This window comes from Pseudomonas sp. 910_21 (assembly GCF_052850735.1).
In genome coordinates, this window is record NZ_VXCY01000002.1 from 601,942 (window position 1) to 626,907 (window position 24,966).

The 24,966-nt window shown below is 63.9% G+C and carries 26 protein-coding genes; 19 read left to right on the forward strand and 7 right to left on the reverse strand.

Annotation, left to right across the window (positions count from 1 at the left end):
• Window positions 1–58: 58 nt before the first annotated feature.
• Together FW796_RS07850 and FW796_RS07855 are read left to right on the forward strand one after the other, a co-directional pair.
• Entirely contained in the window at window positions 59–2,752 is a 2,694-nt protein-coding gene (locus FW796_RS07850; RefSeq protein WP_346632373.1) for a sensor histidine kinase KdpD, read from the forward strand.
• Window positions 2,749–3,441 (forward strand): response regulator, encoded by a 693-nt coding sequence (locus tag FW796_RS07855; RefSeq protein ID WP_123726209.1) that lies wholly within the window; start codon window positions 2,749–2,751, stop codon window positions 3,439–3,441. Before FW796_RS07850 ends, FW796_RS07855 begins: the two co-directional genes overlap by 4 nt.
• Here the strand turns inward: FW796_RS07855 and FW796_RS07860 are convergent.
• Window positions 3,420–3,572: a hypothetical protein gene (locus FW796_RS07860; RefSeq protein ID WP_446439212.1), complete on the reverse strand. Its 153-nt coding sequence runs from the start codon at window positions 3,570–3,572 to the stop codon at window positions 3,420–3,422. The two genes, FW796_RS07855 and FW796_RS07860, sit on opposite strands and share 22 nt — an antisense overlap.
• 220 nt (window positions 3,573–3,792) lie before the next feature.
• On the opposite strand from FW796_RS07860, the gene FW796_RS07865 reads away from it, so the two are divergent.
• Window positions 3,793–4,290, forward strand: a complete 498-nt coding sequence (locus FW796_RS07865) for a GNAT family N-acetyltransferase (RefSeq protein ID WP_123726210.1) — start codon at window positions 3,793–3,795, stop codon at window positions 4,288–4,290.
• Between the two features lie 94 nt (window positions 4,291–4,384).
• Here FW796_RS07865 and FW796_RS07870 read toward each other — a convergent pair whose 3' ends face one another.
• Entirely contained in the window at window positions 4,385–4,870 is a 486-nt protein-coding gene (locus FW796_RS07870) for a GNAT family N-acetyltransferase (protein WP_446439213.1), read from the reverse strand.
• Window positions 4,871–5,054: 184 nt separating this feature from the next.
• Here FW796_RS07870 and FW796_RS07875 point away from each other — a divergent pair, with 184 nt between their 5' ends.
• The 4 genes from FW796_RS07875 to FW796_RS07890 all read left to right on the forward strand — a co-directional run bounded on the left by FW796_RS07875 (window position 5,055) and on the right by FW796_RS07890 (window position 7,675).
• Entirely contained in the window at window positions 5,055–5,489 is a 435-nt protein-coding gene (locus tag FW796_RS07875; protein WP_346632370.1) for a YybH family protein, read from the forward strand.
• Window positions 5,490–5,556: 67 nt separating this feature from the next.
• Window positions 5,557–5,901 carry a YciI family protein gene (locus FW796_RS07880; RefSeq protein WP_346632369.1) on the forward strand — a complete coding sequence of 115 codons (345 nt, stop codon included), beginning with the start codon at window positions 5,557–5,559 and terminating at the stop codon, window positions 5,899–5,901.
• Window positions 5,902–5,927: 26 nt separating this feature from the next.
• Window positions 5,928–6,419 carry an SRPBCC family protein gene (locus FW796_RS07885; RefSeq protein ID WP_346632368.1) on the forward strand — a complete coding sequence of 164 codons (492 nt, stop codon included), beginning with the start codon at window positions 5,928–5,930 and terminating at the stop codon, window positions 6,417–6,419.
• Entirely contained in the window at window positions 6,419–7,675 is a 1,257-nt protein-coding gene (locus FW796_RS07890) for an RNA polymerase sigma factor (protein WP_446439214.1), read from the forward strand. The genes FW796_RS07885 and FW796_RS07890 overlap by 1 nt, the downstream gene beginning before the upstream one ends.
• A gap of 41 nt (window positions 7,676–7,716) precedes the next feature.
• Here the strand turns inward: FW796_RS07890 and FW796_RS07895 are convergent, their stop codons facing one another.
• Window positions 7,717–8,571 (reverse strand): LysR family transcriptional regulator, encoded by an 855-nt coding sequence (locus FW796_RS07895; protein WP_346632366.1) that lies wholly within the window; start codon window positions 8,569–8,571, stop codon window positions 7,717–7,719.
• A gap of 89 nt (window positions 8,572–8,660) precedes the next feature.
• On the opposite strand from FW796_RS07895, the gene FW796_RS07900 reads away from it, so the two are divergent.
• From FW796_RS07900 to FW796_RS07920, 5 genes are all read left to right on the forward strand, one after another.
• Window positions 8,661–9,095 carry a multidrug/biocide efflux PACE transporter gene (locus tag FW796_RS07900; protein ID WP_446439215.1) on the forward strand — a complete coding sequence of 145 codons (435 nt, stop codon included), beginning with the start codon at window positions 8,661–8,663 and terminating at the stop codon, window positions 9,093–9,095.
• A 189-nt stretch (window positions 9,096–9,284) separates the two neighbouring features.
• Window positions 9,285–9,893, forward strand: a complete 609-nt coding sequence (locus FW796_RS07905; protein ID WP_207166411.1) for a paraquat-inducible protein A — start codon at window positions 9,285–9,287, stop codon at window positions 9,891–9,893.
• Window positions 9,893–10,507 (forward strand): paraquat-inducible protein A, encoded by a 615-nt coding sequence (locus FW796_RS07910; protein WP_346632364.1) that lies wholly within the window; start codon window positions 9,893–9,895, stop codon window positions 10,505–10,507. The genes FW796_RS07905 and FW796_RS07910 overlap by 1 nt, the downstream gene beginning before the upstream one ends.
• Complete coding sequence (locus FW796_RS07915; RefSeq protein WP_346632363.1) at window positions 10,500–12,191, forward strand: PqiB family protein; 1,692 nt, start codon at window positions 10,500–10,502, stop codon at window positions 12,189–12,191. Before FW796_RS07910 ends, FW796_RS07915 begins: the two co-directional genes overlap by 8 nt.
• Window positions 12,188–12,772 carry a PqiC family protein gene (locus FW796_RS07920; RefSeq protein WP_346632362.1) on the forward strand — a complete coding sequence of 195 codons (585 nt, stop codon included), beginning with the start codon at window positions 12,188–12,190 and terminating at the stop codon, window positions 12,770–12,772. The genes FW796_RS07915 and FW796_RS07920 overlap by 4 nt, the downstream gene beginning before the upstream one ends.
• Window positions 12,773–12,884: 112 nt before the next feature.
• Here FW796_RS07920 and FW796_RS07925 read toward each other — a convergent pair whose 3' ends face one another.
• Entirely contained in the window at window positions 12,885–13,802 is a 918-nt protein-coding gene (locus FW796_RS07925; RefSeq protein ID WP_123726221.1) for a LysR family transcriptional regulator, read from the reverse strand.
• A gap of 187 nt (window positions 13,803–13,989) precedes the next feature.
• On the opposite strand from FW796_RS07925, the gene FW796_RS07930 reads away from it, so the two are divergent.
• The 6 genes from FW796_RS07930 (at window position 13,990) to FW796_RS07955 (ending at window position 19,744) form a co-directional block, all read left to right on the forward strand.
• Entirely contained in the window at window positions 13,990–14,748 is a 759-nt protein-coding gene (locus FW796_RS07930) for a 5-oxoprolinase subunit PxpA (protein ID WP_404937518.1), read from the forward strand.
• Window positions 14,749–14,843: 95 nt separating this feature from the next.
• A complete protein-coding gene (locus FW796_RS07935) occupies window positions 14,844–15,086 on the forward strand; it encodes an acetyl-CoA carboxylase (RefSeq protein WP_011062806.1) in 243 nt (80 codons plus the stop codon).
• A 10-nt stretch (window positions 15,087–15,096) separates the two neighbouring features.
• The gene (locus FW796_RS07940) at window positions 15,097–16,470 is read left to right on the forward strand and encodes an acetyl-CoA carboxylase biotin carboxylase subunit (protein WP_446439216.1); all 1,374 of its coding nucleotides are present in this window, start codon (window positions 15,097–15,099) and stop codon (window positions 16,468–16,470) included.
• Window positions 16,467–17,339 (forward strand): 5-oxoprolinase subunit B family protein, encoded by an 873-nt coding sequence (locus tag FW796_RS07945; protein ID WP_402885421.1) that lies wholly within the window; start codon window positions 16,467–16,469, stop codon window positions 17,337–17,339. The genes FW796_RS07940 and FW796_RS07945 overlap by 4 nt, the downstream gene beginning before the upstream one ends.
• Window positions 17,336–18,310 carry a 5-oxoprolinase subunit C family protein gene (locus FW796_RS07950; RefSeq protein ID WP_446439217.1) on the forward strand — a complete coding sequence of 325 codons (975 nt, stop codon included), beginning with the start codon at window positions 17,336–17,338 and terminating at the stop codon, window positions 18,308–18,310. The genes FW796_RS07945 and FW796_RS07950 overlap by 4 nt, the downstream gene beginning before the upstream one ends.
• A 183-nt stretch (window positions 18,311–18,493) precedes the next feature.
• Window positions 18,494–19,744 carry a purine-cytosine permease family protein gene (locus FW796_RS07955; protein WP_446439218.1) on the forward strand — a complete coding sequence of 417 codons (1,251 nt, stop codon included), beginning with the start codon at window positions 18,494–18,496 and terminating at the stop codon, window positions 19,742–19,744.
• A 26-nt stretch (window positions 19,745–19,770) separates the two neighbouring features.
• On the opposite strand, the gene FW796_RS07960 is transcribed toward FW796_RS07955, so the two are convergent.
• A complete protein-coding gene (locus FW796_RS07960; protein WP_446439219.1) occupies window positions 19,771–21,381 on the reverse strand; it encodes an inorganic phosphate transporter in 1,611 nt (536 codons plus the stop codon).
• A gap of 252 nt (window positions 21,382–21,633) precedes the next feature.
• Window positions 21,634–22,656: a transporter gene (locus tag FW796_RS07965; RefSeq protein WP_346632355.1), complete on the reverse strand. Its 1,023-nt coding sequence runs from the start codon at window positions 22,654–22,656 to the stop codon at window positions 21,634–21,636.
• 273 nt (window positions 22,657–22,929) lie between these two features.
• Here FW796_RS07965 and FW796_RS07970 point away from each other — a divergent pair, with 273 nt between their 5' ends.
• Window positions 22,930–24,555: a methyl-accepting chemotaxis protein gene (locus FW796_RS07970; RefSeq protein ID WP_346632568.1), complete on the forward strand. Its 1,626-nt coding sequence runs from the start codon at window positions 22,930–22,932 to the stop codon at window positions 24,553–24,555.
• A gap of 82 nt (window positions 24,556–24,637) precedes the next feature.
• Here the strand turns inward: FW796_RS07970 and FW796_RS07975 are convergent, their stop codons facing one another.
• A complete protein-coding gene (locus tag FW796_RS07975; protein WP_011062798.1) occupies window positions 24,638–24,955 on the reverse strand; it encodes a PepSY domain-containing protein in 318 nt (105 codons plus the stop codon).
• Window positions 24,956–24,966: the final 11 nt, after the last annotated feature.

Here is a 24,966-nt window from a genome sequence, read left to right on the forward strand (position 1 = left end):
CAAGGACTGGCAATGCGGCGCTCCCTGGGGGCGCCGCATTGTTCATTTAAGGAAGCTCATGACTGTGCTTGATGCAAGTCCCCCGCCCCGCGACGGGCGCCCCGATCCCGATGCGCTGCTGGAAAAGCTGCAACAGGACGAACAGGCGGCCCAGCGCGGCAAACTGCGGATCTATTTCGGCTCCAACGCCGGGGTCGGCAAGACCTGCGCCATGCTCACCGCCGCCCGCAGCGAAGTGGCCCTGGGCCGCGACGTGGTGGCCGGGGTGGTGGAAACCCATGGCCGGCGGGAAACCGCCGATTTGCTGCAAGGTTTGGAGGTGCTGGAGCGCCACAGCCTGATGCACCGCGACTATGCCTTGCCCGAATTCGATCTGGACGCAGCCCTGGCGCGGCGTCCCTCGGTGTTGCTGGTGGACGAGCTGGCCCACAGCAATGTCCCCGGCTCGCGCCACCCCAAGCGCTGGCAGGACGTGGAAGAACTGCTGCGGGCCGGGATTGATGTCTGGACCACCCTCAACGTCCAGCATCTGGAAAGCCTCAACGACATCGTCAGCGGCATCATCGGCATCCGCGTGCGCGAGACGGTGCCGGATCACCTGTTCGATGAAGCCCACGAAGTGCTGGTGATCGACCTGCCGCCGGATGACCTGCTACGCCGGCTCAAGGACGGCAAGGTCTACATGGGGCCCCAGGCCGAACGTGCTTCACGCAATTTCTTTCGCAAGGGCAACCTGTTGGCCCTGCGCGAGCTGACCCTGCGCCGCACCGCCGACCGGGTCGATGCGCAAATGCGCGACTACCGCCGCGAGCGTTCGATCAATGCCCTGTGGCCGGCCCGGGAGCGGCTGCTGGTGGGGATCGCCGGTGATCCGGCGGACGAACGCCTGGTACGCGAAGCGGCGCGCCTGGCGCAGAAGCTCGAGGCCGATTGGATCGTCGTGCATGTGGCTTCGGCGCAACGCCGTGGCCACGGCGCCAGCCGTTATGCGGCGGCGATGAAGACCCTGGCCCTGGCCGCCGAGTTCGGCGCCGAGACCGCGACCCTGCCTGGCATGGACGTGGCCGAGGCCTTGGTGGCCTGCGCCCGTGAGCACAATGCCAACCGCCTGGTGCTGGGCCATTACCCGCGCAAGGTCTGGCAGTTCTGGCATCAGTCGGTGAGCGATCGCATCAGCCGCCAGCATCCGGAAATCGACCAGATCGTGATCGCCAACGGGCCCTTGAGCCGGCGCCCGGTACCTGCCGACAAGCCAGAGGCCGGATTGTCCCCGAGTCGAGCGCCGGCCTATCTGTGGGCCAGCCTCGCGTGTTTCGCCGCCACCGCAGTGGCGGCGCTGCTGCTGAAGGTGTTCGACCCGGCCAACGTGGTGATGCTGTTCCTGCTCACTGTGGTTCTGGTGGCCCTGCGTTTCGGGCGTGGCCCGGGTGTCTGGGCGGCGATGCTGGCGGTGCTGTGTTTCGACTTCTTCTTCGTCCAGCCGGTGTGGTCCTTCACCGTCAACGACACCCAGTATTTCTTCACCTTTGCCCTGATGCTCGGCATCGCCCTGATCACCGGCCAGCTCACCGCACGCTTGCGCCACCAGGCACGCACCGCCGCCGAAGGTGAGCGCCGCGCCACCTCCCTGGCCGGGCTGGCTCGGGAGCTATCGGCGGCACTGACCGAGGAGCAGATCTGCGCCGTGGCCCTGCGCACCTTCAGCGGGGTGTTCGAGGCCCGGGTCGGCTTGGCGCTGCCGGATGCGGACAATCGCGTGCGAGCCTTGAATGCCAATGCCCTGGCGATCGATGAAAGCATTGCCCAGTGGGCCTATGACCACGATCAGCCGGCAGGCAGCGGCACCGATACCCTGGCGGCGGCCAAGGGCTGCTACCTGCCGCTCAAGGCGCCGATGCGAGTGCGCGGTGTGCTGGTGCTGGAGCTGGCAGACGCCGAACGCCTCAAGGAACCCGAGGAACAGCGCCTGCTGGAGGCCTGCATGAGCCAGTTGGCAATCGCCCTGGAACGGGTGCATTACGTCGAAGTGGCGCAGAGCACCGTGGTGCAGATGGAAGGCGAACGCATGCGCAACACCTTGCTCGCCGCCATTTCCCATGACTTGCGCACGCCGCTGACCACCATCATCGGGGCCGCCGATGCCGCGTTGCCCCATGCTCCGAATGGTCCGTTGCCCGAGCTGTTGCATGGTATCCATGATCAAGCTACTTCCATGCAGCGCCTGATCGAGAACCTGTTGGACATGGCGCGAATGCAGGAGCGGGGGGTGCGCCTCAAGCGTCAGTGGAACTCTCTGGAGGAGATTGTCGGCAGCGCCCTGCGCCAGTTGCGCGAGCCCCTGGCCGGACATGAACTGCGGGTGACCATGGCGCCGCATCTGCCTCTGGTGGACGTGGACGCACTGTTGCTGGAACGGGTGCTGGTGAACCTGCTGGACAATGCTGCCAAGTACACCCCGGCCGGGACCCTGGTGCAGATCACTGCCCGCCAGGTGGACCAGCAGATCATCCTGCAGGTCAGCGACTGCGGTCCGGGCTGTCCCAAGGGCAGCTCCCCGGACAGCCTGTTCGAGGCCTTCAGCCGTGGCCAGCAAGAGTCCGCGGTGGCCGGGATCGGCCTGGGGCTGGCCCTGGCCAAACGTATTGTCGAAGCCCATGGCGGGCGTATCGAGGCCCAGCCTCACGCCGACGCCGGGCTGAGTTTTGTCATCACCTTGCCGGCGGGACAACCGCCATCGATGGAAGCCCTATGAGCAGCCCACGCATCCTGATTGTCGAGGACGAAGCCAATATTCGCCGTTTTGTCGGCATTGCCCTGGAGGACGAAGGTTTCCAGGTGTTCGAGGCCGACAGCGTCAAGCGCGCCCTGATCCATGCCGCCAGTCGCCAGCCGGACCTGGTGATCGTCGACCTGGGCCTGCCGGACGGCGATGGCAAGCAACTGATCAGTGAACTGCGAGGCTGGCTGGCGGTGCCGATCCTGGTGCTGTCGGCCAGGGACCGCGAAGACGAGAAAGTCGCCGCCCTGGATGCCGGGGCCGACGACTATCTGGTCAAGCCGTTCGGCGTGCCGGAGTTGCTGGCGCGGATTCGTGCGCAACTGCGGCGCCATGGCCAGAGCGGCGCGGCGGCGGCCACCAGCAAGGTGGCCTTTGGCACCATCGAAGTCGATCTGGCCACCCATGAGGTGCGCCGCGAAGGGCAGTTGGTGCACCTGACCCCCATCGAATACCGTCTGCTCTGCGCCCTGATCCGTGGCCAGAGCCGGGTACTGACCCATCGTCAGTTGCTGCTGGAAGTCTGGGGCCTGGACTATGTCGACCGCGCCCATTACCTGCGGGTGCACATGGCGCATCTGCGGCAGAAGCTGGAGGCCGATCCGGCTCAGCCCCAGCATCTGATCACCGAGTTGCAGGTGGGTTATCGCCTGGTCGGGCTGTGATCCTGTCTTGTGGCGCCGCTCAGGGCTTTTTTGCCGCGGCGCCGCTCATGCACAAAATCGATGTACAAGGTAATGCAGCCGAAGGCGGTGATGCTGAACAGCACAAGAAGGCCGATCTGAATGTTGCTCATGGGGAAGGTCCTGTGGGCAAGACGCGGCAGGACCAGCTTGATGGGGCCGGTCGGAGGCGTCGGGGATCAGATAGATAATCCCTGGGCGCCGCCCTTGCCAGGGTTTATATGAAAGCTTTACGGCGGCCCCGACTATCCCTATGCGGGGCATACGCAAGACTCCCCATAACGCCACTCTTGCTAGAATCGGCCATCCTTCACCGTCTTCAGGTTACCGCCCATGACTGCTTCGACCCCACTGATCCGTACCGTCCTGCCCACCGACCTGGATGCTTGCTTCGCCATCGAGACCCTGGCCTATGAAGGCGACGAAGCCGCGACCCGGGAAAAGATCGCTACCCGCATCGCTACCTGGCCCGAGGGTTTTATCGTCGCCGAGGTGGATGGCGCAGTGGCCGGCTTCATCAATTCCGGTGCCACCTTCGAGGTGCAGATGGCCGACGAAGCCTTCAAGGAACTGATCGGCCACGACCCGGCCGGCTCCGAAGTGGTGATCATGTCGGTGGTGGTGCATCCCGATTTCCAGGGCCAGGGCTTGTCCCGGCAACTGTTGCAAGCCTTCATTGCACGCATGACCGAGCAGGGCAAGGCGCGTATCCACCTGATGTGCAAGGAACGCCATGTGCCGCTCTATGAGCGCTTTGGCTTCGTCTACATCAAGGCTTCGGCGTCGGACCACGGCGGCATGGCCTGGCATGAGATGGTGCGGGGGTTGTAAGTCCCAGGCATACCCCTGATGAACAAGGGGCGCCTGCGTAGGGTCTTTTCAGGGGGCTGCCAAGCAGGAGTGCCCTTGAGTTGAAGTGCTGAACTCAAAACGCCAGAACCATCCTGCGCTCATATCCCATCCGGCCTTTGCAGGCCTTGCCATTTTCGACCCAGCCCAGCTTGAGATAGAGCTGGAGTGCGGCCTGGTTGTCGGCATCCACCGCCAGCATCAGGCCCTTGAGCTGCGGCCACTCCTGGAGCGCGGCGCCAGGCAGGGCTTGCAGGCAGGCGGTGCCCAGTCCCTGGCCCTGGAGCGGCAGGTCCACTTGCAGAGCGTGCAGGGTGGCGTGGTCGGCCTCGGCCCAGGCAGGCAGGCAAGGCGCGTGCTTGAGCAGCAGGAAAGCCACCGGCCGTTCGTCGCTGAGCAGGGCGAAGCCTTTGATGGCGCCTGCCGGTGCGTTGCCCAGGGTGTACAGCGCGCCATGGATATCCCCGGAAAACGCCCTCTGTTCAGGCCGTACTACAAGGCTCAGCAGTTGGGCACGCTGATGGCTGTCGAGCTGTTCATAAGGCACGAGACGAGTGGTCACTGGGGAGACTGTCCAGGGGAGGGAAGGGGGCGGATTCTAGCGATTTTGATTCAGCGGGAAAATTTTTTGTCGAGGTTGTCGATTGTCTGGGTGGCCAGACGACTAAGGGTGAACCGAGCATTCAAGTGCGCTCTTGCAGGGGCTGCCCGGTGCCGGTTTATTCCACCCTTGAGGAGTTTTTGCCATGCACAACCCATCCAGTGAAGCGCAGATCCGCAGCCTGATCGACCATTGGCAGCAGGCGGTGCTCGCCAGGGACATCGAGCGTATCGTCAGTTTTTACGCCGATGACATTGTCTCTTTCGACGCCGTCGGCGCCCTGCAGTATTCGGGCAAGGCCGCCTACCGTGAACATTGGCAAGCCTGCATGCAGGCCTGCCCGGGCCCGGGCATCTTCGAGTTCCACCAACTGCGGGTGCGGGCCGCCGAGGAGCTGGCGTTCGCCCATTGGCTGGCCCATTGCGGGGGCACCGATGCCCAAGGGCAGACCAAGGCCTGCTGGATGCGGGTGAGCGCCGCCTATGAGCTGCGCGGCGGGCAATGGCAGGTGGTGCATGAACACTGGTCGGCGCCGTTCGACATGCTGACCGGGACCACCCGATTCGATCTGCAACCCTGATGATCGGGCGGTTCGCCAAAGGACAAAACAGCAACCATAGTTGATCAGCCCGAACCCGGAGACACCCATGAAATACCTCTGTCTGGTCTACAGCGATGAACAGTTGTTGCACAGCCTGCCCGAGAGCCCCAAGGACGCCGAGTGCCTGGCCTATGCCGAGTCGGTCCAGGGCAGCGGGCGGATGCTTGCCGCCGAGGCGTTGCAATCGATACAGACCGCCACCACGGTGCGCATGCGTGGCGGCAAGCTCTCCATCACCGATGGTCCGTTCGCCGAAACCAAGGAGCAACTGGCCGGTTTCTACCTGATCGAGGCCAGAGACTTGAATGAAGCGATCCAGGTGGCGGGGAACATTCCGGCGGCCCGGGTCGGCAGTGTCGAAGTGCGTCCGGTGCGTGAACTCAATCCCTGATAACAAGCATAAGCAGGAGTTTGCCAATGACCTTTTCAACAGTGGGCCGCCAGGCCGCCGAGCATGAACTGTCCATCAGCCGCTTGATCGATGCGCCACGGGCCAAGGTGTTTCGCGCCTGGACCGAGCCGGCGTTGCTGGCGCAATGGTGGGGGCCGCACGGCATGACCACCCCGGAGTGTGAAATGGACCTGTGGGTCGGTGGCCAGTTTCGCACTTTGATGCGGGCGCCGGACGGCACCGAATACCCGACCATGGGGGTGTTCCTGGAGATCCAGGCACCGTCGCGCCTGGTGTTCACCGATGCCTATGTGCCTGGCTGGATTCCTTCGGGCAAGCCGTTCATGACCGCTGAAGTGACCTTCGAGGAGCAGGACGGCAAGACGCTCTACACCGCCCGCGCCATGCATTGGAGTGAAGCCGATCGGCAGGCCCACGAAGCCATGGGCTTTCATCAGGGGTGGGGGGAGAGCCTGGAGCGTCTGGTGGCCCTGGTGACTCAAGGCATGCCGGACTGATGCCGGGTCAATCCGGTGCGGCCGTGCAGGTCCTGGTGGCGCGGGTCTACCGCGAGGAATCGCGGCGCATTCTCGCCACCCTGATCCGCCTGCTGGGGGATTTCGACCTCGCTGAAGAGGCCTTGCACGAGGCCTTCTTTGTCGCCGTGGAGCGTTGGCAAGGGGACGGCGTGCCGGACAATCCTCGGGCCTGGCTGGTGTCCGTCGGACGTTTCAAGGCCATCGATGCCTTGCGCCGACGGGCGCGTTTCGCCGCTTCCCAGGCGGCGCTGGTCAACCAGCTGGAGCAACTTGAACAGCACGACTGGAGCGGTGAGGACGTGCAAGACGATCGCCTGCGGTTGATCTTCACCTGTTGCCACCCGGCGCTGGCGGCAGACGCCCAGGTGCCGCTGACCCTGCGGGAAATCTGCGACCTGAGCACGGAGGAAATCGCCCGGGCCTTTCTTGTCACGCCGGCCACCATCGCCCAGCGTATCGTGCGCGCCAAGGCGAAGATCCGCGACGCCGGGATTCCCTATCAGGTACCGGCGCTGGACGAGTTGCCCGAGCGCCTGGACAGTGTCTTGCGAGTGATCTATCTGGTGTTCAACGAAGGCTATTCGGCGTCCATGGGGGCCGAGTTGACCCGTGAGGACCTGACCCGTGAAGCGATACGCCTGGGACGCCTGCTCCTGGAACTGTTACCGGAGGCGGAAGTACTGGGCCTGCTGGCCCTGATGCTGTTGCACGAGTCCCGACGTGGGGCGCGACTCTCCAGCACTGGCGAGTTGATCCTGCTGGATGAGCAGGACCGCTCCCTGTGGCAGCGGGCCTTGATGGACGAAGGCTGTGCCCTGGTGGAGCGCGGGCTGCGCAGCGGACACGGCGGGGCCTATTGCCTGCAGGCGGCGATTGCAGCGGTGCATGCCGAGGCTCCCAGCGCCGAACAGACCGATTGGCCGCAGATCGTCGGTCTGTATGACGTTTTGCTGCGGCTGCAGCCTTCGCCGGTGATCGAACTCAACCGTGCCGTGGCCCTGGCCAAGCGTGATGGCCCCGCGGTCGGCCTGGAGCAGGTGGAGGCCATTGTGCGGCGTGGCGACTTGCAGGATTACCATCTGCTCCACGCCGCCCATGCCGACTTCTGCCGGCAGTTGGGGCAGGTCGAGGCGGCGCGGGAGTCCTACCTAAGAGCCTTGGCCCTGACCCGGCAAGCTCCGGAACGGCGTTTTCTCGAAGCTCGCCTGGCCCAGTTGGCCCCCAGCTCGGTGTAGTTTTGCAGGGGCGCTCTACAGGGGCGCAGACTCGAACTGCCTCACTCCAGCATCCGCCCCAGTAGCCAGCTCCCTGCCGGCCCGGGCGGATGCAGGCGCGACCAGAGGGCATCCACCGCCACCGTGCGCGGCCAACCGCGTACTTTCAGTTCCTGCAATTTACCGGCGCCAAAGCCGTCCACCAGCCAGCTCGGCAACGGCGCCCAGCCAAAACCGCCCTGGGCCATTTCCAGCAGCATCAGGTAGCTGGGCGCTGACCAGACCCGTCCCTGGGTGCGGCTGTCGTAGGGGTTGAGCACTGTTGCCAGGCGCAGTTCTCGGTGCTGGCGCAGGGCTTCCTGATCGACGTGCTCCAGTCGGGCCAGAGGATGCTTGCGGGATACGTACAGGGACATTTCACCCTGTTCATCCAGGGTCTTGTGTTCCAGGTCCGCCGGGTAATCGGCCTGCATCTCGGCAAAGGCGATGTGCGCCCGGCCACTTTGCACCAGGGCGATCAGGTCTTCGCATTCGGCGATCAGGCATTCCAGTTCCAGGTCCGGGTAACGCTGCTCGAAGGCGCTCAGGCAGCTTTCAAAGCGATCCGACTGATAGGTGTCGGACAGGGCCACGGTGAGTTTCGCCTCGACTCCCCGGGACAATTGGCTGGCGGCCATTTCCAGGCGGCTGGTGGCCGCAAGGATCTCCTCCGCGCGCTGCAGCAGCACATGCCCGGCGGGCGTCAGGCCGGGCTTGCGACTGGCCCGATCGAACAACTGCACATTGAGGTCGATTTCCAGGCTGGCCACCGCCGCGCTGATGGTGGACTGGCTCTTGCCCAGCTTGCGGGCGGCGGCGGAAAAGGAACCCTGGGTCGCTGCCTGGACGAACGCCAGCAGCACTTCGTGTGAGGCCATAAACTATCGCCTTGATCGATGGTTATTGATTATGAAGTATCGGCCTGATCCTGGAAGATCGCCAACACATTCACTCAAGGAGCACGGCAATGAGCCTGCACAAATCCCTTACCGAACGTATTTTCCAGGCTGTAGGTTTTGAACTGCTGGCCGTGCTGATCTGCACGCCGCTGCTGTCCTGGATCATGGACAAACCCATGGCTGACATGGGCCTGGTGACTATCGGCATCGGCCTTTTGGCGCTGATCTGGAACGTGGTGTTCAACGGTCTGTTCGATCGTCTGCTCAAGCGTCTGCAGCTTGCACACAATGGCTGGACCCGGGTCCTGCATGCCCTGCTGTTCGAAGGCGGTCTGGTGGCGGTGGGTGTACCGCTGATTGCCTGGTGGTTGAATATCAGCCTGTTGCAGGCGTTCATCCTCGATATCGGCGTGCTGTTGTTCTTTCTGCCCTACACCTACCTCTACCACTGGAGCTACGACGTACTGCGGGACAAGTGGCTGCAACAGCGTCTGGCTCATTGAGCCGAAGGTCTCGGTGATAGTCGCCGGCCCAGGTTGTGGCCGGCGAAAACCCACGGGGGGCCTATTATGGCGTAGAGGTCTGCGACCTGATTTCAGACAGAACTGGACACCGTCCTCGAGTTTTTCTGAAAATGTGCGTCCGCTGGAGGCCGTCACTGAACCTGCAGCCCTCCCGACTATCTGAAGACCATGACTATTTCCCGCAACTGGATCATCTGCGAACACTGCGATTCGCTGTACGAATCCGTGCCGCTCGGCAAAGGCCAGGCCGCTCAGTGCTCGCGCTGTGGCGCGGTGCTGGCCCGTGCCCGCTACATGAACGTGCAGCAGCTGTTCGCCCTGTCGATTACCGCCGGGTTGTTGTTCGTCTTCGCCAATCTGTTTCCGGTGATCAAGATCAGCCTCGAAGGCCTGAGCAACGAAGCGACCCTCTGGCAATCGGTAGAAGCCTTGGCTCAGGGTCGCATCAGCCTGATTGCGGCGATCACTGGCCTGACCATCATCCTGGCGCCGTGCCTGCAGATCATTCTGCTGTGCTGGGTGCTGGGGTTCGCCAATTTCGATCGCGCCGCGCCAGGCTTCAAGGCCTGCATGCGAGCCCTGGAGCACCTGCGGCCGTGGAGCATGCTCGAGGTGTGCCTGCTGGGAATTCTGGTGGCCATCGTCAAGCTGGCAGGCATGCTCGATGTGCACCCTGGCCTCGGGCTCTGGGCCCTGGCCATGCTGACGGTGCTGATCATCCTGATTTCCGGCAAGGACATCCGCTATCTCTGGGATGACCTGGAGGGGCGCTACTGATGAGTCCGCCCCCTTACGCCCGGGACTATCAACTGATGCTCTGCCACACCTGCGGCCAGGTCTGCGAGCAATCCGAGCACCAGTGCCCCCGTTGCGACTCCGTGGTCCATGCGCGCAAGCCCAACAGCCTGGCGCGAACCTGGGCCTTTCTCGTGGCCAGCCTGATCTTCTACATCCCGGCCAACCTATTGCCGGTGATGCACACCAGTATTTTTGGCAGTGCCAGTGAAAACACCATCATGAGCGGCGTGGTGGAGTTCTGGAAGCACGGCTCCTGGGACATTGCCCTGTTGATTTTCATCGCCAGCGTAGTGGTGCCCTGCATTAAATTCTTTGTCCTCGGCACCTTGCTGGTGACCTGCCAGCGCCGCAGCCTCTGGGCCCAGCGCGAGCGTGCCAGGCTGTACCGTTTTATCGAGGTGATCGGCTATTGGTCGATGCTCGATGTGCTGGTGGTGGCCCTGGTGGCGGCCCTGGTGCAGTTTCGGGCCCTGAGTTCCATCGATCCGCGGATGGGCATTCTGTTTTTTGGTTTGGTGGTGGTGCTGACGATGTTGGCGGCCATGAGTTTCGATCCCCGGCTTATCTGGGATGTAGAGGTTGAAGATGTCTGATCATCCAGGTTCCAAGACTGCAGGTTCTCAGCCGGCTCCCGGCGCTCCGGCGCTGCGTACGCGGCGTTTCAATGTCTCGCTGGTGTGGTTGGTGCCCATTGTCGCGGCTTTGGTGGGGCTGTCGATGGTGGTCCACAACTCGCTGTCGGCCGGGCCGGAAATCACCATCAGCTTCCAGACTGCCGAGGGCCTGGAAGCCAACAAGACCCAGGTCAAGTACAAGAACGTGGTGATCGGCAAGGTGACCTCCATCGCCTTGAGCGATGATCGCCGCAAGGTGCTGGCCAAGGTCGAGCTGGACCAGTCCGCCGAACCTTTCACCGCCGACGACTCGATGTTCTGGGTGGTGCGCCCGCGCATTGGCGCCAACGGCGTTTCCGGGGTCGATACCTTGCTCTCCGGGGCCTTTATCGGCGCCGATGCCGGCAAGTCGGAGAAGCGCAAGGACAGCTTCAAGGGCCTGGAAACCCCGCCGCCCATTACCTACGGGCAAAAGGGCAAGCGCTTCACCCTGCACACCGACGACCTCGGCTCCCTGGACATCGGTTCGCCAGTCTACTACCGGCGCATCGAGGTGGGGCAGGTGGTGTCCTACCAGTTGGCCAACAGCGGCAAGGGCGTGGACGTGAAGATCTTCGTCAACTCGCCCAATGATAAGTACGTCACCACCGACAGCCGATTCTGGAACGCCAGCGGGGTGGATGTGACCCTGGGCGCCAACGGCTTGAAGGTCAACACCGAGTCGGTGTCCTCGATCCTTGCCGGCGGCATTGCCTTTGTCGAACCCAAGTACAGCCCCAACGCCAAGCCGGCCGAGGAGAATGCCGAATACACCCTGTTCGGTGACCAGGATACGGCGCTGGCCCCGCCGGACGGTGCGCCCTATTACATCCGCATGCGCTTCGACCAGGCCCTGCGTGGCCTGTCGCTCAATGCCCCGGTGGAATTCCTCGGGGTGAACATCGGCAAGGTGGTGTCCATGGACCTGGACTACGACGAACAGCGCAAGTATTTCCCGACCCTGGTAGGGGCGGTGATCTATCCCGAGCGCCTGGGCAAGGCCCATGAAAAACTGGTGAAGCAGACCGGCGGTGAAGACGACGCCCGCTCCGCGCAACTGATCGGCGCCTTCGTCAAGAACGGCCTGCGGGCCCAGCCCCGCAGCGGCAACCTGCTGACCGGCCAGCTGTACATCTCCCTGGATTTTGTCGCCAACGCCAAGCCGGTGGCCTACAACCCCGCCGCACGGCCGCTGGAGATCCCCACCATCCCGGGCAGCATGGACAAGTTGCAGGAACAACTGCAGGCCGTGGTGGACAAGATCAGCAAGCTGCCGATCGACTCCATCGCCGCCAACCTCGACGGCAGTCTGGCGGAGATGCAGAAGACCCTGAAACAGGTCAACGGCCAAGTGCTGCCGCAGATGCGCGACACCCTGGAGCAATCGAAGAAGACCCTGGCCAGTGCCAACGAGAGCTTCTCCGAGGACTCGCCACAGCGGCAGAAACTCAGCCAGGCCATGGAGGAAGTGCAGCGCACCGCCCGTTCGGTGCGGGTGCTCAGCGACTTCCTCGGCCGTCATCCTGAAGCGTTGATTCGCGGTCGCCTCAAAGACAACCAACCGGATGCCTACCAGTCGCCATCCTCCTCTGTTCGCGAATCCGCACCGGAAGCCCAGCCATGAAAAAACCTGCCTTGTTGTTGAGCCTGACCCTGGGACTTGCCGCTTGCAGCTCTGCGCCTACCCATTACTACACCCTGATGCCGCCGGTGGCTGAAGGCAGCGCTGCGGCACGCAACACAAGCCTGCAGTTCGAGATGTCCACGGTGCGCATTCCGGTCCAGGTGGATCAGCCGCAGTTGGTGGTGCGCCAGGACAGCGGCACCCTGGCGATCCTGGAAACCCAGCGCTGGAGCGCGCCCCTGGTGGATGAGTTCCACGACGCCCTGGCCAGCCAGATGGAGCAGAAGCTCGGCACCCGCAACCTTGAAGGCTTGCCCAAGCAACCCGGGCGCCCGGTGCTGTCGTTGCAGACCGATGTGCGGCGTTTCGAATCCCTGCCCGGGCGTTACGCGCTGATCGATGTGGTCTGGAGCCTGCGCTTGCGGGGCGAGGGCGGTCCGGCACGCAGCCTGACCTGCAGCAGTCAGATCCGCCAGCCGGCGGGTGTCGAACTGGGCAGTCTGGTGCAGGCTCATCAACAGGCCATCGCCCAGTTGGCCGGACAGATCGCCAGCACCGCGCAACGCTGGACCTGCCCTTGAGTAAACGTGTGTAGCCACTGCGGCAGGCGGCGTCGCTCTTGGATCACTACAGGTCCTGTGGCCCTTTTCGCAGCTGCACGGGCTCGGTAGCTGTTACAGACTGGGCAAGACCTCAGCGCCGGGCCGAGAGTTGCTGGGGCGCCAGGAAGGCGTCGTGAAAGTAGTCGCGCAAGGCTTGCATCGCCGGGGTGAAAGTCCGTTCGCGGTGCCAGGCCAGGCCCACGCTCATGGGGGTCACCGCGTCGCTCAGGCTCAGGGTCTCGATGCGCTTGCCCTCCAGGGACCAGGGCCGGTGCACCAGGTCCGAAAGAATCGCCACGCCGCTGCCGTTGGCCACCATGCTGCGCACGGCCTCCACCGAGCTGGTGCGCACCCGCACATTGGGCTGCTGGCCGGCTTGTTCCCAATAGCGCATGGCACTCTGTTCGGCTTCGTCGACGGTGAGCAGGATGAACGGCTCTTCAGCCACGTCCGCCAGGCTGACGCTGGCCCGTTCGCAGAGCCGATGGTGCGCCGGCAGCCACAGCCGGCGCTCGGAGTTGAACAGGGTTTCCGAGACGATGTCCGGGTGGGTCAGGTTGGCGGTGAGCACCACCGCCATGTCGAAACGCCCCTCCAGCAACCCTTGCTCGATAGCCTGGCGCTCCTGCTCGTGGAGTTCGATGGTGACGTCCGGGTGCCAGTGCTCCAGGCGTTGCAGGTGGTGTGGCAGGAAGTAGCCGATCACCGTGTAGCTGGCCGCCAGGTGCAGCACACCGCTGGCCCGGTAGTCCGGCAGCGGGCTGTTCAGCGCATCCTCGACACTGCGCAAGATCACATAGGCACGGTTGAGAAAGTGCCGCCCGGCGTCGGTCAGGTTCATGCCCTGGGCCGAGCGCACGAACAACTGCACCGCGAGCATCGCTTCAAGCTCCTTGATCGCGGTGGTCACCGCCGACTGGGAGATATTCAAGTGGATCGCCGCCTGGGAGATCTGCCCGATCTCCGCAGTGGCCACGAAGTAGCGCACCTGGCGCAAGGTCAACGACATGTTCCATTCCCCATCACCTCTGTAGGAGCCGGCTTGCCGGCGAAAGCGACCTCGCTGCCGGCTGCCCGCTCCTAACAAAGCTTTATCTGTTTTTCAGAAGATGCTCTATCTGATAATAGATCTTCCCAAGGGGTCAAGGCCGCTCTAATTTTCACTGCACGAAGTCACAAGAGTTGGAGCAACAGTGATGCAGGCAGTGGATTTCAATTCGGACATGGGCGAGAGCTTCGGTCCCTGGACCATCGGCGACGGCGTCGACAACGAGCTGATGGGCTATATCAGCTCGGCCAATATCGCCACCGGTTTTCACGCCGGCGACCCCGGTACCATGCGCCGCACCATCGAACAGGCCAAGCGCCTGGGGGTCGCTATCGGTGCTCATCCGGGGTTCCGCGACCTGGTGGGTTTCGGCCGCCGGCACATCAACGCACCGGCCCAGGAACTGGTGGACGACATGCTCTATCAGCTTGGCGCCCTGCGGGAAATGGCCCGGGTGCAAGGTGTGAAGTTGCAACACATCAAGCCCCACGGTGCGCTCTACATGCACTTGGCCCGGGACGAGGAAGCGGCGCGGTTGCTGGTGGAAAACCTGCGCAAGCTGGAGCCCGAGCTGCTGCTGTATTGCATGCCCAATTCGGTGATCTGGCGCATCGCCCAGGAGCTCGGCCAGCCGGTGATCCGCGAGTTCTACGCCGACCGTGATTACGACCTCAGCGGTTCCATCGTCTTCACCCGCCAGGTGCGCGCCCTGGACCCGGCGGCCGTGGCGGCCAAGGTGCTGCGCGCCTGCCAGACCGGCCTGGTGCGTACCGTCGAAGGTGAGGATCTGTTCCTTGAGTTCGACTCCATCTGCCTGCACAGCGACACCCCCGGCGCCCTGGATCTGGTGGAGGCCACCCGCACGGCGCTGGATCAGGCCGGCATCGAGGTGCGCGCACCGCGCTGAGGCGCATCGACACGAAGCACCGCGCGCAGACGCGGGTTTCATCTGGTTTTGATTTTTTTGCCTGCCTTTCTACAACTATTCCAAAAGGAACAGACATGGCCGAATACAGTGTTATCACCCCCTTGCCGGGCACCTTCTATCGCAAGGCCACCCCGGAGTCGGCGCCTTTCGTCGAGGTCGGCGATTCCGTCAGCGCCGATACCGTGATCGGCCTGATTGAAGTCATGAAGCAGTTTTCCGAACTGACCGCCGGGAGCGCGGGTCAAGTCAGTGCCTTTTTGGTGGAAGACGGTGATCCGGTGGAACCGGGTCAGGTCGTCGCGACGCTCGAACAGTGAGGGCCGGGGCATGACTGGATCAATCAACAAATTACTGGTGGCCAACCGTGGCGAGATTGCCGTGCGCATCATTCGTGCGGCCAAGGCCCTGGGGATTCCCACCGTTGCCGCGTGCAGCGAGGCAGATGCCGATTCCATGGCCGCACGCATGGCCGATGAAGTGCAGATCATTGGCCCGGCCCGGGCCGACAAGAGCTACCTGAATGTCCAGGCCCTGCTCGGTGCCTTGCAGGCCAGCGGTGCCAATGCGGTGCATCCGGGCTATGGCTTTCTTTCCGAGAACGCCGACTTCGCCGAGGCGGTGGTCAAGGCCGGAGTAATCTTCGTCGGGCCCAGCGCCGAAACCATCCGCCGCATGGGCGACAAGGCCGAAGCCCGGCGCACCGCGCAGGCGGCGGGAGTGCCGGTGGTACCGGGCTCCCCGGGTGAACTCTTCGACCTGGACACCGCGCTCAAGGCCGCTGAAAACGTGGGTTTTCCGCTGTTGATCAAAGCCAGTGCCGGCGGTGGCGGGCGGGGGATTCGCCTGGCTCAGGATGCGGCGCAATTGGCCGAGGAGTTCCCTCGGGCGCAACGGGAAGCCCAGACGGCTTTCGGCAATGGCGCGGTGTACCTGGAGCGTTTCATTGGCCGTGCGCGGCACATCGAAGTTCAGGTGTTGGGCGATGGCCAACACGCAGTGCACCTGTTCGAGCGCGAGTGCTCGCTGCAACGGCGGCGGCAGAAAATCTTCGAAGAAGCGCCGTCGCCGGTCCTCAGTGCCGAGCAGCGTGAGCAATTGTGCAGCAGCGCCGTGCGCCTCACCGAAGCCTTGGGCTACCAAGGCGCCGGCACCCTGGAATACCTCTACGACGACAGCACCGGCGAGTTCTTCTTTATCGAGATGAACACACGGATTCAGGTGGAACACCCCATCAGCGAACTGATCACCGGCATCGATCTGGTCCAGGCCATGTTGCGCATCGCCGGGGGCGAGCCCCTGGGCCTGCGCCAGAGCGATATCCAGCTCAATGGCGCGGCCTTGCAGATGCGCCTGAATGCCGAAGACCCGGCGCGGGATTTTTTCCCCAGCCCGGGCAAGGTCGAGCAACTGATCTGGCCGCAAGGGGCGGGGGTGCGGGTCGATAGTCACCTGTACCCGGGCTATGCTGTGCCGCCTTATTACGACTCGCTGCTGGCCAAGCTGATCGTCCACGGGCGTGACCGCGGCGAGGCCCTGGCCCGGGCGCGGCTGGCCGTGGAACACACCACCTTGACCGGCATGGCCAGTACCTTGTCGCTGCACCGTGAACTGCTGGCCGAACCCTGGCTGCAGCAGGCCGATTTTCACACGGGAACCCTGGAAACCTGGCTGGCCGAGCGCCGCGCCGGAGGTGTCGCATGAGCCAGCCGATCCGCTACAGCTTTGGTGCCGACGAGCACCTGTTCGCCGAAGTCAGCGACAGTATGTCCCTGGAAGCCTTCTTCAAGGGCATGGCGGTGACTCGCGCCGTGGAGCGCCTGGAGTTGGATGGGGTACTGGATGTGTGCCTGGCCAATGCCTCGTTCCAGATCCGTTTCGACCCGGACCGCATCGCCCCCCACACCCTGCTGGAGGCGGTGCAGCAGGCCGAGGCCGGGGCGGTGGCCGAGCGCAGCCTGCACACCCGGATCATCGAGATCCCGGTGCTCTACAACGACCCCTGGACCCATGAAACCCTGATGCGCTTTCGTGACCGGCACCAGGACCCCAGCGCCACGGACCTGGAGTACGCAGCGCGGATCAACGGTCTGGCGGACGTCGACGCCTTTATCGCCGCCCACAGCGGTGCGCCCTGGTTCGTCTCTATGGTGGGTTTTGTTGCCGGGTTGCCGTTCATGTTCCAGATGGTTGAGCGTGAGCGGCAGTTACAGGTGCCCAAGTACCTGCGGCCGCGCACCGATACGCCAAAACTGACCCTGGGTCATGGCGGCTGTTTCGGCTGCATCTACTCGGTGCGCGGTGCCGGCGGCTACCAGATGTTCGGCGTCACCCCGGCCCCCATCTACGACCCGCAGCAGCAACTGGCTTACCTCAAGGCGCACATGGTGTTCTTCCGCCCGGGGGACATCGTGCAGTTCAAGCCCATCGACCGCGAGGCCTACGATCAAGCGGTGGCCGAAGTCGAGGCCGGGCGCTTTGACCTGCGTATCCGCGAGGTGGAGTTTTCCCTGGATGCCTTTCTCGCCGACCCGGTCGGCTATCCCAAGTCGCTGCAGGAGGTGCTGGCATGATCAAGGTCATCAAACCGGGCCTGGCCACATCGGTGCAGGACCTGGGTCGCGAAGGTTTCTATCACCTGGGGATTCCGCCGTCTGGCGCCTTGGACCAGTACGCCCTGAGCGCGGCCAACCAGTTGGTGGGCAACCCGGCAGGCGCGGCCGGGCTGGAGTGCACGCTGCTCGGGCCGGAGCTTGCGTTCAGCGCCGATGCCCTGGTGGCGGTTTGCGGCGCCCATATGACGCCCAAACTCGATGGCGTGGACATGCACCTGGACACCGCCTTTGCGGTCAAGGCCGGGCAAGTGCTGCGTTTCGACTTTCCCAAGGCCGGGGCCCGAGCGTACCTGGCGGTGGCCGGTGGCATCGATGTGCCGCTGGTGCTGGGCAGTCGTTCGACCTATGCCCTGGGCGCCCTCGGTGGTTTTCAGGGCCGGCGTTTGGCGGCAGGGGATGAGCTGCCGGTGGGCGTCGCCAGCGGCAAAAGCCGTCCCGGTGCCAGTTTGCCCATGGCGCTGCGCCAATCCATGGGGGGCGAAATCAGCCTGCGGGTGGTGCCGGGCCTGTACTACGAACGCTTGAGCGACGCGGCCAAGGTCAGCTTCTTCGCCGAACCCTGGACCGTGGGTTCGGAAGCCGACCGCATCGGCTATCGCTTCAAGGGCGGTAGCGCTCTGAGCTTCCAGCCGCGGGAGCAGCCGTTCGGCGCCGGTTCCGATCCGTCGAACATCGTCGACAGTTGCTACCCCATCGGTTCGATCCAGGTGCCGGCCGGGCTTGAACCCATTGTCCTGCACCGGGACGCGGTGTCCGGTGGCGGCTACGCCATGATCGGTACGGTGATCAGCGCCGACCTCGACCTGATCGGCCAGATGCAGCCCAACCAGAAGGCCCGCTTTGTGGCGGTGACCCTCGAAGAAGCGCTGCAAGCCCGGCGCTCCTATAAGAAAAAGCTCAGCTGTCTGAGCAAGCTCTTCCCTTCCTGATTCTGCCCGCCGCATCGCGCGGGCCATGCCAAAAGGTAAGCCAACGCCGCACTTCGGTGCGGTGACGGCTGCCCGCGCTTCAACCCTTGATTGGTTCTGGAGTTCACGCCAATGGCAGCTTTATCGCAATCGAATCAAACCGTGCAGGACCCGGCCAGCGTTGCCGTCCCAAGCGAAGCGCGTATGGGACGACTGTCCCTGACCATGGCCTGGTGGGCGGTGTGCAGCGCGATGTTCTACATCGTCGTCGGCGCTTCCCTGGCCCTGTCTTACGGCACCCGTAATGCACTGATCGGCATGCTCCTGTCGGTGCTCAGTTATGGCCTGGTGAACACTGTGCTCAGCCGCTTCGCCATGCGCAGCGGGCTCTCGGTGGCGCTGTTTTCACGGTTGTTGTTCGGCAGCACCGGAGCCTGCCTGGCGACCCTGATTTTCTTCTCCACGGCGATCTACTACGCAGTGTTCGAAGGGTCGGTGATCGCCGTGGCTCTCAACCACCTGTACCCGCAACTGCTGTATCCGCTGGCGGCGCTGGTGGTGGTGCTGTACAGCGTGCCGCTGATCCTGGGCAGCGTGCAGCACTGGCTGGACAAGCTCAACGGTGTGCTGTTGCCGGTGTATCTGGGGGGCTTGCTGTTCGCCGTGGGCCTGTCCATCAGCCGTTATGGCTACCAGCCGCAATGGCTGGATTTCGGCCCGGCCAATCCCAGCAGCACAGGCTGGTGGGATTGCTTCGTAGCCTACATGGGGGTGTGGATCCTGATGCTGTTCACCTTCGACTACGCACGTTTCGGCAAGCCGGCAGACGCCGCTTATCACGGTCGCTGGAGCTTCGGCATGCCGTTCTACGCGGTGACCTTTTTGCTCAACGGCGCGGCGGGGATCTACCTGGTGAGCAGCATTCCCCATGACGGCGCGCTCAATGAAGTCTCGGTGGTGATGGCGATCTTGCAGTTGATGGGGCTCTGGGGGCTGTTGTTCGTCTGGGCCACGCAAACCCGGATCAACACCGCCAACTACTACCTGGCGACCTTGAACATGCAGGCGTTCTTCGGTCGTTTCGGTCTGCGCGGTTCCTACCTGATGTGGGCGGTGGCGGTGGGGATCATCGTCTACGGCCTGATGCTGGCGGATGTGTTCGCCTACCTGCTCAAGGCCCTGGCCTATCAGGGGATCTTTGTCGTGGCCTGGGTCGGCGTGGCCCTGGCGCAGATTCTGTTGGGGCGTACCGACGTGGCGGCGATTGATCGCGTGGCGGCCTTCAACCCGGTGGGGCTGACGGCCTGGTTCGGTGGCACGGCCCTGGGGCTGATGCTGATGTGGGCGGGGGGCGGCCTGGCCAGTTTCTCGGCACCGCTGACCGGGGTCCTGGCGTTTGCCTTGCAGGCCGGGCTGGCCAGTCGCTTGCGGGGCCGCTTGCCCGCCGTCGGCTGACAGGGCGACGGGCAAGCGGGCGCTGATCAGAACAGTTGGGTGAACAGCCAGTACAGGCTGCCCGACAGCAGGATCGCCGCCGGCAAGGTCAGGACCCAGGCCATGGCCAGGTTGCGGATGGTGCGCATCTGCAACCCGCCGCCATTGGCCACCATGGTTCCGGCCACCCCCGAGGACAAGACGTGGGTGGTCGATACCGGCAGGCCGAACATGTCCGCCGCGCCGATGGTCAGCATGGCCACGGTTTCTGCCGAGGCACCCTGGGCGTAGGTCAGGTGGGTCTTGCCGATCTTCTCGCCGACGGTGACCACGATGCGTTTCCAGCCGACCATGGTGCCCAGGCCCAGGGCGATGGCCACGGCAATCTTCACCCACAGCGGAATAAAGCGCGTGGCGTTGTCGATCTGCTGCTTGAACAGTTGCAGCTTGTCCCGGGTGTCCTGGTCGAAATGGCCGACTTGGTTCTTGTCCATCAGGCGGATGGCTTCGCTGGTCAGGTACATGTCGTTGCGCACGTTGCCCATGGCTTCGGCGGGAACCTTGGCCAGCGAGCCGTAACCCTTGACCTCGGCGCCGATGGCGCCGGTCAGGGCGGCCAGGGCCGGAACCAGTTCAGGTGTCGCCTCTTTGCTGCGCATGTACTCCGAGAGCACGGCACGAGGGTCGGCGGGTGCCGCTTGCGGTGCGCTTTTCACCAGGGCTTGCTGGGTGACTTCGGCCACTGCGGCGAACTGCAGCGATTGGTCGGCGGGCATGGTGCGGTTCAGGGCATAGGCCATGGGCAAGGTGCCCACCAGGATCAGCATGATCAGGCCCATGCCTTTCTGGCCGTCGTTGGAGCCGTGGGCGAAGGACACCCCGGTGCAGGTCAGGATCAGCAGCCCGCGAATCCACCACGGCGGTGGCGCGTCACCCTTGGGGGCCTTGTACAACGCGCGGTTCTTGACGAACAGGCGCAGGGCCAACAGCAGCAGGGCGGCGAACACGAAGCCGATCAGTGGCGAGAACAGCAAGGCGTAACCGACCTTGGTGGCCTGGCTCCAGTCCACGCCGCTGGTGCCGTCGCGGCCGTGCATCAGGGCGTTGGCCACACCGACGCCGATGATCGACCCGATCAGGGTATGGGACGAAGAGGCTGGCAGCCCGAGCCACCAGGTGCCCAGATTCCACAGGATGGCGGCGATCAACAGGGCAAAGATCATGGCGAAGCCGGCCGAGGAGCCCACCTGCAGAATCAGTTCCACTGGCAGCAGGGCGATGATGCCGAAGGCCACCGCGCCACTGGACAGCAGCACCCCGAGGAAGTTGAACATCCCGGACCAGACCACCGCGAACTGCGGTGGTAGCGAATGGGTGTAGATCACCGTGGCCACGGCGTTGGCGGTGTCGTGGAAGCCGTTGACGAACTCGAAGCCCAGGGCGATCAGCAAGGCCACACCCAGCAGCAGGAACGGGGTCCAGGTGGTGACCGTGGTGCCCAGTTCGTGCATGTCATGCACCAGGCTGTAGGCGGTGAACAGCAAACCCATGGCCAGCACTGCGAAAAACACTACCAGGGTGAAGGGGCCGGGTTTTTTATCCAGTTGCGGTTTGACGTCGAGGCTGGGGGAAGCGGCAGTCAGGGAAGGGGTGGCCATTACTGGACAATCCTGTTGCGGGAGAGAGTGTCGCCCATGATCGTTGCCAATTGTTACAAGGAGACTGCCTCAGGTCATGGTTTGCGCGATTGAGTGGCTCCGTTGATCCGTTCGAGTCCGCCGCCATCATCGCGGCCATCGCGGCCATCGCAATCATCGCGTAGGCGCTGGCTTGCCAGCGAAGAGGTCCCTGAGCCAGCCGTCGACCTTGGGCGCGCCTTCGCCGGCAAGCCGGCTCCTACAGGGAGTGTTTCAGTAGTCCTGGCGTTTACGGAAGGCCCAGCGCCCGGCGATCACGGTGAAGGTGGCCACCAGCGCCACCAGAATCCAGAAGCCCTCCGGGTCGCCGGAAAAGGGAATGCCACCCACGTTCATGCCGAAGAAGCCGGCGATGATGTTGATCGGCAGGGCCAGGACCGTGACCACGGTCAGGGTGAACAGGGTGCGGTTGGTCTGTTCATTGAGGTTGGCGGCGATCTCTTCCTGCAGCAGTTTGATCCGCTCCCCGAGGGCGGTGAGGTCGTTGATGATCAGGGCGAACTCTTCGGTGGACTTGCGCAGCTCCTTGACGTCTTCCTTCTGCAACCATTGCGGCGGCCGATTGAGCAGACGCAGCAGGGAGCCCGGTTCCAGGGCCAGCAGCCGTTGCAGGCGCACCAGTACCCGACGCATGGCCCCCAGTTCGGCTCGGTTGCTGGAGACCCGGGCCGCCAGCAACTGGTCTTCGATCTGGTCGACGCTGAGGCTGGTTTTACGCACGATCTGGGTCAGCACTTCGCCCTGGTCGCGCAGCAGGTGCACCAGCAGTTCCAGGGGCGAGCGAAAGCGTTCGCCGGCCTTGACCGAGGAGCGCAGCTTGTCCACCGAGTGCAGGGGTTGCAGGCGGGCGCTGATGATCAGGTTGCTGCGTACGCAGACCCACAGGGTGGAGATGTCCGAGGACACCATGCTGCTGAAGTTGAACACCACATCGTTGACCACCGCCAGCAGTGCCGAGTCCACGTGTTCGATGCGGGTCGAGCGCGACCCTTCGTGCAGGGCTTCGAAGAACTCCTCGGGCAATTGCAAGTGGGCCTTCATCCAGCGCTCGCAGGCGGCGTGGGCCAGGTTCAGGTGCAACCAGAGGAATTCGTCGCTGTTGCGCGGCTGTTGCAGGGCTTGCAGGGCCTTGGCTGAATCCAGTTCATGACCCCGTTCGCCGGGCCGAAAGCTGAAACCGTAGAGCAGGCCAAACAGATCGGAATCGCGGTGACTCTGGTCGATGCTGTGGTTCATGGGGTCTCGCAGGAGGGACAGTACCTGGCGCGGGTTTTACAGGTTCACTTGGGCCTCATCATGGCAAGGCTTTTTGACAGTTTTGTGACGTTTCAAAGTGCACAATCCGCGGCGCCATACCAGTGGTCGGCAGCGCTCAAGAATGGATCGCGGATGCCGATCACGCTCACATGCAATACGCATTCGATTTTCCTCGAATGCTCCTGACAGGGAAGTTCGGACCTACGCATGCCCTTAGTGGGCCTGCTCTATCCCTGCCATGAGATCTTCTCGATGTTTTTGCAAAAATCCCTGAGAGCGCAAATTCTTGCCCTGCTGAGCGGTAGCCTGTTTGCGATGCTGTTGATCGCCCTGGCGTGTTTTCACTTGCTGTCCGGTGGCGTGCAGAGCTATCGCGAGCTGATCGAAGGTCCGCTGCGCAGTTCGCAACTGATCGACGAGGCCAACCTGCAGTTCAAGAGCCAGGTGCAGGAGTGGAAGAACGTGTTGCTGCGGGGCAAGCAGCCCCAGGAACTGAACAAGTACTGGCAGCAGTTCGAAGATCGTCAGCGGGATGTGCAGAACATCCTCGGCCAGTTGGCCCAGACGCCTGGCCTGGATTCGGGCCTCAAGAACCGGGCACAGCGCCTGGCCGAGGAGCACCGTTCGCTCGGCTCGGCCTATCAGAAAGGCCGTGACGCCTATGTGGCCGCAGGCGCCGACCCGAGTGCCGGCGACGCTGCGGTCAAGGGCGTGGACCGTGCCACCAGCGAACAGATGAGCGAGTTGGTGACCGAGTTGCGCAAGCACAGTGACCAGCAGTCCCGGGACATCAGCTCGGCGGCCGATCGTACGGTGTGGCTGGGCATCCTGGTGATGCTGGCTTCCGGTTTGCTGATCGGCCTGCTCAGCCTGTGGCTGGTGAACCGCAGCCTGGTGCAGCCGATCCGCCAGTTGATCGACTACGTCGCCCAGCTCAGCCGTGGCCAGTTCGCCGACCGGGTGGCCAGCGATCGCCAGGACGAACTGGGCAGGCTGGCGGCTGCTGCCAACACCCTGCGTGACTTCCTGGCCCAGACCTTCAGCAGCCTGCAGCGCAGCGCTTCGGACCTGGACAGCTCCAGCGGCGAGCTCAACTCCATTGCCACTTTGATGTCCCAGGGCACCAACGAGCAGTTCAACCGCACCGATCAGGTGGCGACGGCGATGAACGAGATGTCCGCCACGGCCCAGGAAGTGGCGCGCCACGCTGCCGATGCTGCGCGCGCCGCGGATGATGCCGACCAGTCGGCGCAGCAGGGCGAGCAGGTGATGCAGAGCACGATCCACAGCATCACCCAGATGCGTGGCGAGATTGCCAACACGGCCACGGTGATCCGCCGTCTGGAGGCCGACAGCGGGCGTATCGGCAAGGTCCTGGAAGTGATCCAGGGGATCGCCGAGCAGACCAACCTGCTGGCGCTCAACGCTGCCATCGAAGCGGCCCGGGCCGGTGAGGCGGGGCGCGGTTTTGCCGTGGTCGCCGATGAGGTGCGCAGCCTGGCCCAGCGTACTGCGGCGTCCATCATCGAGATCAACCAGATCATCCAGAGCGTGCAGACCGGTGCGGTGGATGCGGCCCAGGCCATCGAGAGCGGCCAGTCCCGCAGCGAGCAGAGTGTGCAGCAGGTGACCGAGGCCGGTGCAATGCTGGAGCGCATCACCGAAGCGGTGGAAGCGATCCGCGACATGAATCGGCAGATCGCCACTGCCGCCGAGGAGCAGACGTCGGTGGCCGAGGACATCTCGCGCAACCTGACCGAGATCACTTCGATTGCCAGTACCAACCTCGACAACGTCCAGCGTACCGAAGCGGCGAGCCGCAACCTGCACGGCCTGTCGGGACAGTTGAACGAAGTCACGGCGCGTCTCGGCGCCTGAGATCGCTCACCCTGTATGCGGGCCCCACAGCACAAGGCCGCGCTCCCGAAACGGGGCGCGGCCTTGTGCTGTGTGCGGGGGCTTACTTGTCTTGCTTGTTGCTCAGAACCTTGCCGGTCTTGGCGTCCAGGTCCACGTCCCACTCGATGCCTTTGCTGTCACGCAGTTCCACCTGGTAGACGTAGGCGCCTGTCGCGGTCTGCTCCAGCTCGGTGTCGGTGATGCTGGCGGCGGTGGTGCCCGGGTGCTGGGCCAGGGCCGCCTGGTTGAGTTTTTCCAGGTCCATGATGGCGCCGGATTTGAGCAGGCCCGGGATCAGGTCCGGACGGACATCGGCCTGGGCCAGGCCGGCGGTCAGGGTCAGGGCGGCAGCGGCGAACAGAGCGGAGAACTTGGTCATGGGTTGATTCC

Excerpts from the sequence above, each read along its gene's own strand:
- FW796_RS07905 (WP_207166411.1), top strand. The coding sequence starts at position 9,285 with ATGACTATTTCCCGCAACTGGATCATCTGCGAACACTGCGATTCGCTG.
- FW796_RS07950 (WP_446439217.1), top strand. The coding sequence starts at position 17,336 with ATGATCAAGGTCATCAAACCGGGCCTGGCCACATCGGTGCAGGACCTG.
- FW796_RS07850 (WP_346632373.1), top strand. The coding sequence starts at position 59 with ATGACTGTGCTTGATGCAAGTCCCCCGCCCCGCGACGGGCGCCCCGAT.
- FW796_RS07965 (WP_346632355.1), bottom strand. The coding sequence starts at position 22,656 with ATGAACCACAGCATCGACCAGAGTCACCGCGATTCCGATCTGTTTGGC.
- FW796_RS07920 (WP_346632362.1), top strand. The coding sequence starts at position 12,188 with ATGAAAAAACCTGCCTTGTTGTTGAGCCTGACCCTGGGACTTGCCGCT.
- FW796_RS07925 (WP_123726221.1), bottom strand. The coding sequence starts at position 13,802 with ATGTCGTTGACCTTGCGCCAGGTGCGCTACTTCGTGGCCACTGCGGAG.
- FW796_RS07865 (WP_123726210.1), top strand. The coding sequence starts at position 3,793 with ATGACTGCTTCGACCCCACTGATCCGTACCGTCCTGCCCACCGACCTG.
- FW796_RS07910 (WP_346632364.1), top strand. The coding sequence starts at position 9,893 with ATGAGTCCGCCCCCTTACGCCCGGGACTATCAACTGATGCTCTGCCAC.
- FW796_RS07915 (WP_346632363.1), top strand. The coding sequence starts at position 10,500 with ATGTCTGATCATCCAGGTTCCAAGACTGCAGGTTCTCAGCCGGCTCCC.
- FW796_RS07945 (WP_402885421.1), top strand. The coding sequence starts at position 16,467 with ATGAGCCAGCCGATCCGCTACAGCTTTGGTGCCGACGAGCACCTGTTC.
- FW796_RS07855 (WP_123726209.1), top strand. The coding sequence starts at position 2,749 with ATGAGCAGCCCACGCATCCTGATTGTCGAGGACGAAGCCAATATTCGC.
- FW796_RS07880 (WP_346632369.1), top strand. The coding sequence starts at position 5,557 with ATGAAATACCTCTGTCTGGTCTACAGCGATGAACAGTTGTTGCACAGC.
- FW796_RS07860 (WP_446439212.1), bottom strand. The coding sequence starts at position 3,572 with ATGAGCAACATTCAGATCGGCCTTCTTGTGCTGTTCAGCATCACCGCC.
- FW796_RS07975 (WP_011062798.1), bottom strand. The coding sequence starts at position 24,955 with ATGACCAAGTTCTCCGCTCTGTTCGCCGCTGCCGCCCTGACCCTGACC.
- FW796_RS07890 (WP_446439214.1), top strand. The coding sequence starts at position 6,419 with ATGCCGGGTCAATCCGGTGCGGCCGTGCAGGTCCTGGTGGCGCGGGTC.
- FW796_RS07900 (WP_446439215.1), top strand. The coding sequence starts at position 8,661 with ATGAGCCTGCACAAATCCCTTACCGAACGTATTTTCCAGGCTGTAGGT.
- FW796_RS07960 (WP_446439219.1), bottom strand. The coding sequence starts at position 21,381 with ATGGCCACCCCTTCCCTGACTGCCGCTTCCCCCAGCCTCGACGTCAAA.
- FW796_RS07940 (WP_446439216.1), top strand. The coding sequence starts at position 15,097 with ATGACTGGATCAATCAACAAATTACTGGTGGCCAACCGTGGCGAGATT.
- FW796_RS07875 (WP_346632370.1), top strand. The coding sequence starts at position 5,055 with ATGCACAACCCATCCAGTGAAGCGCAGATCCGCAGCCTGATCGACCAT.
- FW796_RS07895 (WP_346632366.1), bottom strand. The coding sequence starts at position 8,571 with ATGGCCTCACACGAAGTGCTGCTGGCGTTCGTCCAGGCAGCGACCCAG.
- FW796_RS07885 (WP_346632368.1), top strand. The coding sequence starts at position 5,928 with ATGACCTTTTCAACAGTGGGCCGCCAGGCCGCCGAGCATGAACTGTCC.
- FW796_RS07955 (WP_446439218.1), top strand. The coding sequence starts at position 18,494 with ATGGGACGACTGTCCCTGACCATGGCCTGGTGGGCGGTGTGCAGCGCG.
- FW796_RS07935 (WP_011062806.1), top strand. The coding sequence starts at position 14,844 with ATGGCCGAATACAGTGTTATCACCCCCTTGCCGGGCACCTTCTATCGC.
- FW796_RS07930 (WP_404937518.1), top strand. The coding sequence starts at position 13,990 with ATGCAGGCAGTGGATTTCAATTCGGACATGGGCGAGAGCTTCGGTCCC.
- FW796_RS07970 (WP_346632568.1), top strand. The coding sequence starts at position 22,930 with ATGTTTTTGCAAAAATCCCTGAGAGCGCAAATTCTTGCCCTGCTGAGC.